Here is an 11001-nt window from a genome sequence, read left to right on the forward strand (position 1 = left end):
CACAAAAGCAGCCCCCATCTCCCGCTACCATCACGCCTGCTTAGAAAAACGAGACCATGGCCAAGATCTTCTGCGTTGCCAACCAAAAAGGCGGAGTCGGCAAGACCACCACCACCGTCAACCTCGCTGCTGGCCTGGCCAAGGTCGGCCAGCGCGTGCTGGTGGTGGACCTGGACCCGCAGGGCAATGCCACCATGGGCTCGGGCATCGACAAGCGCGCGCTGGAGCTCAGCGTCTACGACGTGCTGCTGGAATCGGCCTCTGTGAAAGAGGCCAAGCAGACCAGCGAAAAGGTCGGCTACGACGTGCTGGGTGCCAACCGCGAGCTGGCCGGTGCCGAAGTCGAGCTGGTTGATCTGGAGCGCCGCGAACGCCGCCTCAAGGGCGCCCTGGCCGCCGCCAACGACGACTACGACTTCGTCCTGATCGACTGCCCGCCCTCGCTGTCCATGCTGACCCTGAACGGCCTGTGCTGTGCCCACGGCGTGGTCGTGCCCATGCAGTGCGAGTACTTCGCGCTCGAAGGCCTCTCGGACCTGGTCAACACCATCAAGCAGGTGCACGCCAACCTCAACGCCGACCTGCAGATCATCGGCCTGCTGCGCGTGATGTTCGATCCGCGCATCACCCTGCAGAACCAGGTCAGCGATCAGCTCAAGCAGCACTTCGGCGACAAGGTGTTCGACACCGTGATCCCGCGCAATGTGCGCCTGGCCGAAGCGCCCAGCTACGGCCTGCCCGGCGTGGTCTTTGATCCGAGCTCCAAAGGTGCCCAGGCTTTTGTCGATTTCGCCCGCGAAATGGTGCGCCGCGTCGGCAGCATGTGAAGTGAACGGGACGGCGATGAGCGAAGAGGCTGCGCTGCTGACCGGCGACCGGGACCTGGCCTGGCGGGCCGAGCAGGCCGGGCTCAACGCCAGCGCTCCGCCCCAGCAGCAGCGCGTCGAAGGCTGGCTGATCCGCCTCTCCCCCGGCAAGGCCAAGCGCTCGCGCTGCATCAATGCGCTGGAAGCCGGCAGCCTGCCGCTCGATGACTTGCTGTCGCGCTGCCAGCACGCTTTCCAGGCCGCCGGCCTGCCGCTGATCGTCCGCCTCACGCCCTTCACCCAGCCGGCCGATCTGGACGCCACCCTGGCCGCCAAAGGCTGGCCCAGCTACGACGCCGCCGATGTCATGACCCGCAAGGATCTGCAGGGTCTGCCCGAGACCCTGGCACCCGGCCTGCGCCTGGAGCGGCTCAGCGCCACCGAATACGCGGCCCTGGTGGGCCAGCTGCGCGGTTCCAGCGCCACCGAGATCGCCGCCCATGCCGAGCGCCTGCAAGCCTCGCCCGTGCCCTATCTCGGCCATGCCTTGCACGCCGCCGAAGATGGGCGTTTGCTGGCCCTGGGTCAGTACGCTCGGGAAGAAGCCATGGTGGGCCTGTACGACATCTTCACGCCGCCCGAGGCACGTGGCCAGGGCCATGCCACTCAACTCTGCGCCGCCCTGCTCCGAGCGGCCCAGGCCGAGGGTGCGCAGCAGGCCTACCTCCAGGTGGGCAGCGACAACCACAGCGCCCAACGCGTCTACCAGCGCCTGGGTTTCCAGCCGGCCTACCGCTACCACTACCGCTCTCCCGAACCCTCGATTTGAGCGGTGCCTGCGCGAACCCAATCAATCGCGCAGCTTCCAGACCTTGAGCAAGGTGTGGCGCGTGAAGCCCGGCACGAAATCGTGCACATGGCTGATACAGACATAGCCGAGGTGTTCGTAGAGCGCGGCCGTCTCGTCGGACAGGGTTTCGATCAAGGCGTCGACACAGCCGCGACGCAAAGCCTGGGCCTCGATCTGGCGCAGGCAGGCACTGCCCAAGCCCTGCCCCCGCAGGTCCTCCCGGACCCATAAATAGTCGACGTACAACCTTTGGAACTCGGTGCGGCCGCTGGCGCCCACCAGCAGCTCGCCCTGTTCATCGAAGCGTGCGCAGGCGATGTCCTGCGCATCGCTGCCCTGGGTCTGCTGGCGGCCGAACAGGCGCACGCGCTCGCGCAAGGCCTGCACGACAGCCGGCGGAACGTCCTGGTCCCGCCACCAGCGCTCGGCCTCACCGCGCGGCGCCGGGCTCACACCAGGCCCAGGCTCTCTTCCAGGCCCAGATGCACATTCATGGCCTGAACGGCGGCGCCGCTGGCGCCCTTGCCGAGGTTGTCCAGGCGGGCCATGACGAGGATCTGCGTCTCCGAGCCGAAGACGAACAGGTCCACCCGGTTCGTGTCATTGCAACCCTGCACATCGAAGAAGCCCTCGGCCAGGGTGTCGGCATCGCGCAGCGGCATCACGCGGATGAAGCGCTCGCCCTCGTAATGCGCGGCCAGGGCTTGCTGCACCTGCTCGGCCCGGGTGCCGGCACGCAGCTGGCTCAGGTGCAGAGGCACAGTCACCGCCAGGCCCTTGTAGAAATTGCCGACGATGGGCATGAAGACCGGCGCAGTCTTGAGGCCGGTGTGGGCCATCATCTCGGGCAGGTGCTTGTGCGCCAGGCCCAGGGCATAGGGGCGGGGCGAGAGCAGCTTGGTGTTGCCGCCCGCTTCGTACTCGCCAATCATGCCCTTGCCGCCACCGGAATAACCGGTGATCGAGGTGGCCGAGACCAGGGCCTCGGGTGCCAGCAAACCGGCATCGACCAAAGGGCGCAAGGCCAGGATGAAAGCGCTGGCATGGCAACCCGGGTTGGCAATGCGCTTGGCGGCGCGGATGGCCTCGCGCTGGCCCTTGCACAGCTCGGGCAGACCGAAGGTCCAGCCGGGCACCGTGCGGTGCGCGGTGCTGGCGTCGATCAGGCAGGTCTTGGGGTTGCTGATCATGGCCGCGGCTTCACGTGAAGCGGCATCGGGCAGGCACAAGAAAGCCACATCGGCGGCGTTCAGCAGGCGCGCGCGCTCGGCCGGGTCCTTGCGCTTGTCGGCGTCGATGCGCAGCACCTCCACATCCTGACGCGCGGCCAGGTACTCATGGATGCGCAGCCCCGTCGTGCCCTCTTGTCCATCCACAAAAACCGCGTACGTCATGACTTCTCCAGCACAATCAAATTCAAGAAAGAAGTGAAAGCATAAGGCAAGCGAATGAAAGCAAGCACCGTCCTCCTGCTGCCCGGCTGGTTGAACTCCGGCCCCGGGCATTGGCAAAGCCTCTGGGAGGCGCAATTCGGCCACCAGCGGGTCGAGCAATCCGACTGGGAGCGCCCGCTGCGCGGCGACTGGATGGCGCGCCTGGATGAGGTGCTGCAAGCCCAGACGGAGCCCGTGGTCCTGGTGGCCCATTCCCTGGGCTGCCAGCTGGTGGCCAGCTGGGCCTCGCATTCCGCCCACACGGCGCGGGTGCGCGGCGCTCTGCTGGTGGCGCCGCCCGACACCGAGGCACCATCCACCCCGCCGCAGCTGCACAACTGGCGCCAGATCCAGCGTGCCCGACTGCCCTTCCCCGCCATCGCCGTGATCAGCAGCGACGACCCTTTCTGTGCGCCCGAGCGCGGCGCGCAGATGGCGGCCGACTGGGGCGCCAGCCTGGTGATGGCTGGGCCGCGTGGGCACCTCAACGCCGATTCCGGCCTGGGCAACTGGCCCGAGGGTCAGGTCTTGCTCTCCCAGCTGATGCCCCAGCCCGCATAAGGGACAATCGCCCCCATGGTCACCAAGAAACCCAAAGGCCTCGGCCTCGGCCTCGAAGCGCTGCTCGGCCCCAAAGTCAACGAAGCGGAAGCCGCCGCCGCCCGCGAAGGCAGCCCCAGCCAGCTGCGCCTGGAGCAGATGCAAGCCGGCAAATACCAGCCGCGCACGCGCATGGACGAAGGCTCGCTCTACGAGCTGGCCGAGAGCATCAAGGGCCAGGGCATCATGCAGCCCATCCTGGTGCGCCCGATCGCCCCGCCCTCGCCGCTCAGCGATGTGCGCTATGAGATCATCGCCGGCGAACGCCGCTTCCGCGCCGCCAAGCTGGCCGGTCTGCGCGAGGTGCCGGTGCTGGTCAAGGCCGTGCCTGACGAAGCCGCGGCCGCCATGGCCCTGATCGAAAACATCCAGCGCGAAGATCTGAATCCGCTGGAAGAAGCCCAGGGCCTGCAGCGCCTGGTCAACGAGTTCCACCTGACCCATGAGCAGGCCGCGCAAGCCGTAGGCCGCTCGCGCAGCGCCGCCAGCAATCTGCTGCGCCTGCTGCAACTGGTCGAGCCGGTGCAGAACATGCTGATGGCTGGCGACATCGACATGGGCCATGCCCGCGCCCTGCTGCCGCTGGACGGCGCACACCAGATCACCTGCGCCACCGAGATCGCCGCCAAGAAGCTGAGCGTGCGAGATGCCGAGAAGCTGGTCGCGCGCCAGGGCGCCGGCCGCCAGACGCCACTGCTGCGCGTCAAGAACGACAAGAGCCGCGACCTGCTGCGCTTGGAAGAGGAGTTATCCGACCTGCTGACCGCGGTGGTCGAGGTGCGGGTCAAGAAGCGCACCAAGCGCGGTGAACAGGGCGAACTGTCCATCCAGTTCGGCTCCCTTGATGAGCTTAACGGCTTGATCGAACGCCTGCGCAAAAGCGAGTGAATATCGGTGTGAGGAAAGCGCATCAAACGCCTTCACACCAAACTTTTCAGATCGGCGTAGCATCAGACCATGGCTTGATTTCGAGCCCGGTTTGAACCCCGGAATCAAGAGCGGAAATTGCCGCTCTTTTCAGGGCTTCAGCAGGGTCTTGAACGGCCAAGCTTGAATCACTGCCGCTGCACCTCGGAAAGCTCTGATGACGCCCCCAGCCACACGTGGCCGGTGCGCCAAGGGACTTCATCAGAACTTCCCAGGCGATGCGCCGACGAGCCATGTCTGCGCGCTGCCCGGGACCTTACCGGAGGTCAGCATGGACGTGATCAGCAGCTTCACCAAGCGCTACGAGCGCACCCGCGTCGAAGAGCTCTCGCTCGAGGATTACCTCAACGAGTGCAAACGCAACCCCCTCGCCTACGCCACTGCGGCCGAGCGCATGCTCAAGGCCATTGGCGAGCCCGAGATGGTGGACACGCGCCACGACGCCCGCCTGTCCCGGCTGTTCGCCAACAAGACCATCAAGATCTACCCCGCCTTCGCCGAGTTCTACGGCCTCGAGGAAGCGATCGAACAGGTGGTCAGCTACTTCCGCCACGCCGCCCAGGGCCTGGAAGAGAAGAAGCAGATCCTCTATCTGCTGGGCCCGGTGGGCGGCGGCAAGAGCTCCATCGCCGAGCGGCTCAAAAGCCTGATGGAACAAGTGCCTTTCTACGCCCTGGCCGGCTCGCCGGTGAACGAATCGCCGCTGGGCCTGTTTGACGTCAACGAAGACGGCCCCCTGCTGGAGCAGGAGTACGGCATCCCTCGACGTTATCTGAACCGCATCCTCAGCCCCTGGGCGGTCAAGCGCCTCGATGAGTTTGGCGGCGACATCCGCCGCTTCAAGGTGGTCAAGCGCTACCCCAGTGTGCTCAAGCAAGTGGGCGTGGCCAAGACCGAGCCGGGCGACGAAAACAACCAGGACATCTCTTCCCTGGTCGGCAAGGTGGACATCCGCAAGCTGGAAACCTATGCCCAGGACGACCCCGATGCCTACAGCTACTCGGGCGGCCTGTGCCTGGCCAATCAGGGCCTGCTGGAGTTTGTGGAAATGTTCAAGGCGCCGATCAAGGTGCTGCACCCGCTGCTGACTGCCACGCAGGAAGGCAACTACAAGGGCACCGAGGGCTTCGGCGCCATTCCCTTCGACGGCGTGGTGCTGGCGCACAGCAACGAGAGCGAGTGGAAGACCTTCCGCAACAACAAGAACAACGAGGCCTTCCTGGACCGCATCTACATCGTCAAGGTGCCCTACTGCCTGCGCGTCAGCGAAGAGGTCAAGATCTACGAGAAGCTGATCCGCGGCTCCTCGCTGGCCGAAGCCAAATGCGCCCCAGGCACGCTCAAGATGATGAGCCAGTTCGCGGTGCTGACTCGGCTGAAGGAGCCCGAGAACTCCTCGCTCTATTCCAAGATGCAGGTCTACGACGGCGAAAGCCTCAAGGACACCGACCCACGTGCCAAGAGCTTCCAGGAGTACCGCGATTACGCGGGGGTCGACGAAGGTATGAGCGGCATTTCCACCCGCTTCGCCTACAAGATCCTGTCCAAGGTCTTCAACTTCGACAGCGCCGAGGTGGCGGCCAATCCGGTGCACCTGATGTATGTGCTGGAGCAGCAGATCGAGCGCGAGCAGTTCCCGAGCGAAGTGGAGCAAAAGTACGTCGGCTTCATCAAGGAAGCACTGGCGCCGCGCTATGCGGAGTTCATCGGCAAGGAAATTCAGACCGCGTATCTGGAGAGTTATTCCGAGTACGGCCAGAACATCTTCGACCGCTACGTCACCTACGCCGACTACTGGATCCAGGACCAGGAGTACCGCGACACCGACACCGGCGAGGTCTTCGACCGCGTGGCCCTGAATGCCGAGCTCGAGAAGATCGAGAAGCCCGCGGGCATCAGCAACCCGAAAGACTTCCGCAACGAGATCGTCAATTTCGTGCTGCGCGCACGCGCCAACAACGCCGGCAAGAACCCGGCCTGGACCAGCTACGAAAAGCTGCGCACGGTGATCGAGAAGAAGATGTTCTCCAACACCGAGGAGTTGCTGCCGGTGATCAGCTTCAATGCCAAGGCCAGCGCCGACGAGGCCAAGAAGCACGAGAACTTCGTGCAGCGCATGGTCGACAAGGGCTACACGGCCAAGCAGGTGCGGCTGCTGTGCGAGTGGTACTTGAGGGTCCGCAAGAGTTCTTGAGTCCGAGGACGAGGCCACGCAGGAGCAAGCACCCATGCTGCAGCAGATCATCGACCGAAGGCTTTCCGGCAAGAACAAGTCCATCGGCAACCGTGAGCGCTTCCTGCAGCGCCACAAGGCCCAGATCCGCGAGGCGGTGCGCCGCGCGGTGGACGGCCGCGGCATCCGCGATCTGGAGCGCGGCGAAGATGTGCACATCCCCAAAAAGGACTTGAGCGAGCCCGTCTTCGGCCACGGCGAGGGCGGCGTGCGCGAGGTGGTTCGGCCGGGCAACAGCGAGCATGTCAAAGGCGACCGCATCGCCAAGCCCAAGGGCGGTGGTCAGGGCCAGGGCGGCGGCCAGGCCAGCGATTCCGGCGAGGGCGAGGACGACTTTGTCTTCCACCTGAGCCGCGAAGAGTTCATGCAGGTGTTCTTCGAAGACCTGGCCCTGCCCAATCTCGAGCGCACCCAGCTGGCCGAAACACCGGAGTGGAAAAGCCACCGCGCCGGCTTCACCAGCGATGGCACGCCAACCAACCTCCATGTGGTGCGCTCCATGCGCGGCGCCCTGAGCCGCCGCATCGCCCTGGGCACCGGCAAGCGCCGCGAGCTGCACGAGCTGGAAGAACGCCTGGCCCTGCTCAAGCGCGAGAACCCGGCCGAGCTGGAAGTGCAGCGCATGCTCAAGGAAACCGAGGACCGCATCGCCTTCCTCAAGCAGCGCATTGCGGCGATACCGTTTCTCGACCCCATCGACCTGCGCTTTCGCAACCGCGTGCGCACACCGGTGCCGACCAGCCGGGCCGTCATGTTCTGCCTGATGGACGTGTCCGGCTCCATGGACGAAAGCCGCAAGGATCTGGCCAAGCGCTTCTTCATCCTGCTCTACCTCTTCCTGACCCGACATTACGAGAAGATCGATGTGGTCTTCATCCGCCACCACACCCAGGCCCAGGAGGTGGACGAGCAGAACTTCTTCCACGCCACCGAGACCGGCGGCACCGTGGTCTCCAGCGCCCTGGTACTGATGGAGGAAATCATCCGCGCGCGCTATCCCAGCAGCGAATGGAACATCTACGGCGCCCAGGCCAGCGATGGCGACAACTGGCACCACGACAGCGGCCGCTGCCGCGAGCTGCTGGCCCAGCAGATCCTGCCGCTGTGCCGCTATTTCGCTTATGTGCAGGTGGCCGAGCAGGAACAGAACCTCTGGGACGAGTACAGCAAGCTCAGCGAAGAGGTGCGCCACTTCGCCATGCGCAAGGCTACCGAGGCCGCGCAGATCTACCCGGTCTTCCGTGAACTCTTCAAGAAGGAAGGGGCACAGGCATGAGCCAGATCGAAAACCGCCGCCAGATCGGCATCGCCCCCTTGACCGATGAATACGGCGGCCGCCGCACGCGTGCGCCCCTGCGCGAGATGAAGCCCGCCGGCCCCCGCCCCGCCCAGCCCCTGCCCTCGCCCAGCGACTGGACCTTCGAGCTGATCGACGAATACCACGACGTCATCCGCGCCACCGCCGAGCGCTACGGCCTGGACACCTACCCCAACCAGCTCGAGATCATCACCGCCGAGCAGATGATGGACGCGTATGCCTCGGTGGGCATGCCGGTGAACTACCGGCACTGGAGCTATGGCAAGGAGTTCATCGCCACCGAGCGCAATTACAAGCGCGGCCAGATGGGCCTGGCCTACGAGATCGTCATCAACTCCGACCCCTGCATCGCCTACCTGATGGAAGAGAACTCCATGGCCATGCAGGCACTGGTGATCGCCCACGCCAGCTACGGCCACAACAGCTTCTTCAAAGGCAACTACCTGTTCCGCATGTGGACCGATGCCTCCAGCATCATCGACTACCTGGTCTATGCCAAGAACTTCGTTGCCGACTGCGAGCAGCGCCACGGCCTGGCCCAGGTCGAGCAGGTGCTGGATTCCTGCCATGCGCTGATGTCCTACGGCGTCGACCGTTATCGCCGCCCGGCCAAGCTGTCCCTGGCCCAGGAACGCAGCCGCCTGGCCGACCGCGAGGCCCATGCCCAGCTTCAGATCAACGAGCTCTGGCGCACCCTGCCCAAACGCGTCGAGAAGGGCGATGAAGCCGCGGCTACCCGCCGCTTCCCCGACGAGCCGCAAGAGAACCTCCTCTACTTCATCGAAAAGAACGCACCCCTGCTGGAGCCCTGGCAGCGCGAGATCGTACGCATCGTGCGCAAGATCGCCCAATACTTCTACCCGCAGCGCCAGACCCAGGTGATGAACGAGGGCTGGGCCACCTTCTGGCACCACCGCCTGCTGAACCAGATGTATGACGACGGCTATCTCAGCGACGGCATGATGATCGAATGGCTAAAGTCGCACACCAATGTGGTGGCGCAACAGCCCATGGCCAATCTAAACCCCTATGCCCTGGGTTTCGCCATGTACACCGACATCAAGCGCATCTGCGAAAAGCCCACCGAGGAAGACCGGCGCTGGTTCCCCGACATCGCCGGCGGCGACTGGTTGCCCACGCTGGACCATGCCATGCGCAACTTCAAGGACGAGAGCTTCATCGGCCAGTACCTGAGCCCGCATCTGATGCGCGAGTTCCGGCTCTTCTCCATCCTCGACGATGAAAAGCAGTCCGAGTACGAGATCTCGGCCATCCACGACGAGAGCGGCTACCAGCATGTGCGCGAAGCCTTGTCGCGCCAGTACGACCTCAGCACCCGCGAGCCCAATATCCAGGTCTGGAACGTCAATCTGCGCTGCGACCGCTCCCTGACCCTGCGCCACACCCAGCACATGGGCCGACCTCTGCACGACAGCGCGCAAGAGGTGCTCAAGCATGTGGCCCGGCTCTGGGGCTTTGGCGTGCAGCTGGAGAGCGTCAACGAGGCCGGCGACATCAGCCGGCGCTGGAGCGTGCCGGCGCCGCCGCACGGATGATGAGGCCACCGAGCCGCCCTCGGGTGGGCTCGGTGGCTCTGCCAGCCCCGGAAGGGAGCATCCAGCAGCACCTGGCACAAAGCCACCTAACTCACCACTCAGGGGGAATCTCGGCGTCACACAAGCCCCGTACCATCACCAGCCTCAAGACTCGGAGGCTGAGATGATGATCACGACCCGGACGCTGACCCCTCGCACCGCTTTCCCCAAGCATCGCATCGCCACGCCTGCGGCCTGGTTGCTGATCGGCCTTGGCAGCCTGGGCCTCAGTGCCTGTGGCGGTGGGGGCGGCAGTGACAACACCCAGGTCGTTCCCGTGCCAACACCGGTGCCTGAGCCGACCAAGCTGATTGCCCCGCCGACCACGGCCGGCACCCTGGCCCAAAGCAGCGAAGTGGCGCAGGACAGCGTCAAGGCCACCACAGCCGCCGCGGCCGACCTGGTGCGCCGCAGCGAGGACCCCAGCCATCTGTTCCTGCCCTTCGGCGAGCTGATGAGCGGCCGCCAGAACAGCCCCAAGCCCAGCGCCGCTGAACCCGAGCGCCGCAAGATCCTGGAGACCACCACCGTCAGCTGCAGCAGCCTGGGCATCAGCGTCATCCGCAACTGCAGCGGCTCCATCGTGGTGGACACCAATGTGAGCAACAGCGCCACGTCCTTGCCGGCCGGCAGCTACATCAGCATGCGCTTTGACAAGATCAGCGGCATCGCCGACGGCCAGAGCCTCAGCATCGACGGCAGCATGCGCATCGATTTCCTGACCGCCATCAGCAATCTCGACAACCCAGGCAACAACGTCCGGCTGCAGCTGAGCTTCGACAAGCTGAGCGCTTCCGGCGGCGGCGAAAGCTTTGGCCCGTTGACAGCCGTGGCGCTCCTGGAAGTGGACGGCCAGGGCAAGCCCAGCCTGACCCTGAACGGCGTGCAGTACGCGGGGCTGAATGAGCTCAGCGTCACCGACGCCAACAACTACAGCCTCGGCCACAGCAAGCTGCGCAGCGCCCACTGGAGCGACAGCAAGGCGTATGTGGACACCCAGTTCAGCAACTGGCAGACCAGCAACGGCCGACCGCTGCAAGGCTCCAGCGCCACGCTGACCGCAGGCAAGGACAGCGCCCTGATCACGGTGGAATCGAGCAGCAGCAGCCAGGTCAGCTACCGTGTGCAGCTGAGCAGCGGCGGCGTGGCCAAGAACTACCAAGTGCTGGCCAGCTACAGCGGCAGCACGCTCAGCTACAGCGTCAAGGCCTTGTGATCCCGCACGAGCTGCGGGCTGTA

10 protein-coding genes are annotated in these 11001 nt (G+C 65.1%); 8 read left to right on the top strand and 2 right to left on the bottom strand.

What is annotated here, in order from left to right; translation table 11 throughout:
• The first annotated feature begins 56 nt into the window (after positions 1-56).
• Positions 57-827, top strand: a complete 771-nt coding sequence (locus AC1Q6P_RS04500; protein ID WP_492663419.1) for a ParA family protein — start codon at positions 57-59, stop codon at positions 825-827.
• A gap of 16 nt (positions 828-843) precedes the next feature.
• Complete coding sequence (locus AC1Q6P_RS04505) at positions 844-1635, top strand: GNAT family N-acetyltransferase (RefSeq protein ID WP_492663420.1); 792 nt, start codon at positions 844-846, stop codon at positions 1633-1635.
• A gap of 21 nt (positions 1636-1656) precedes the next feature.
• Here the strand turns inward: AC1Q6P_RS04505 and AC1Q6P_RS04510 are convergent, their stop codons facing one another.
• Positions 1657-2109, bottom strand: coding sequence for a GNAT family N-acetyltransferase (locus AC1Q6P_RS04510; RefSeq protein WP_492663421.1), 453 nt, complete (start codon positions 2107-2109; stop codon positions 1657-1659).
• Positions 2106-3050, bottom strand: coding sequence for an N-acetyl-gamma-glutamyl-phosphate reductase (gene argC / locus AC1Q6P_RS04515; RefSeq protein WP_492663422.1), 945 nt, complete (start codon positions 3048-3050; stop codon positions 2106-2108). The genes AC1Q6P_RS04510 and argC overlap by 4 nt, the downstream gene beginning before the upstream one ends.
• 54 nt (positions 3051-3104) lie before the next feature.
• Between argC and AC1Q6P_RS04520 the strand changes: the two genes are divergently transcribed.
• The 6 genes from AC1Q6P_RS04520 to AC1Q6P_RS04545 all read left to right on the top strand — a co-directional run bounded on the left by AC1Q6P_RS04520 (position 3105) and on the right by AC1Q6P_RS04545 (position 10978).
• A complete protein-coding gene (locus tag AC1Q6P_RS04520; RefSeq protein WP_171828508.1) occupies positions 3105-3650 on the top strand; it encodes an RBBP9/YdeN family alpha/beta hydrolase in 546 nt (181 codons plus the stop codon).
• Between the two features lie 15 nt (positions 3651-3665).
• Positions 3666-4577 (top strand): ParB/RepB/Spo0J family partition protein, encoded by a 912-nt coding sequence (locus AC1Q6P_RS04525; RefSeq protein WP_102768795.1) that lies wholly within the window; start codon positions 3666-3668, stop codon positions 4575-4577.
• A gap of 310 nt (positions 4578-4887) precedes the next feature.
• The gene (locus tag AC1Q6P_RS04530; RefSeq protein ID WP_102768794.1) at positions 4888-6810 is read left to right on the top strand and encodes a PrkA family serine protein kinase; all 1923 of its coding nucleotides are present in this window, start codon (positions 4888-4890) and stop codon (positions 6808-6810) included.
• 34 nt (positions 6811-6844) lie between these two features.
• The gene (locus AC1Q6P_RS04535; RefSeq protein ID WP_492663423.1) at positions 6845-8125 is read left to right on the top strand and encodes a YeaH/YhbH family protein; all 1281 of its coding nucleotides are present in this window, start codon (positions 6845-6847) and stop codon (positions 8123-8125) included.
• An 86-nt stretch (positions 8126-8211) separates the two neighbouring features.
• Positions 8212-9723, top strand: a complete 1512-nt coding sequence (locus tag AC1Q6P_RS04540) for a SpoVR family protein (RefSeq protein ID WP_492663493.1) — start codon at positions 8212-8214, stop codon at positions 9721-9723.
• 163 nt (positions 9724-9886) lie between these two features.
• Entirely contained in the window at positions 9887-10978 is a 1092-nt protein-coding gene (locus tag AC1Q6P_RS04545; RefSeq protein WP_492663424.1) for a hypothetical protein, read from the top strand.
• Positions 10979-11001: the final 23 nt, after the last annotated feature.

It is taken from the genome of Roseateles sp. GW835-FHT13E02 (genome assembly GCF_058794035.1).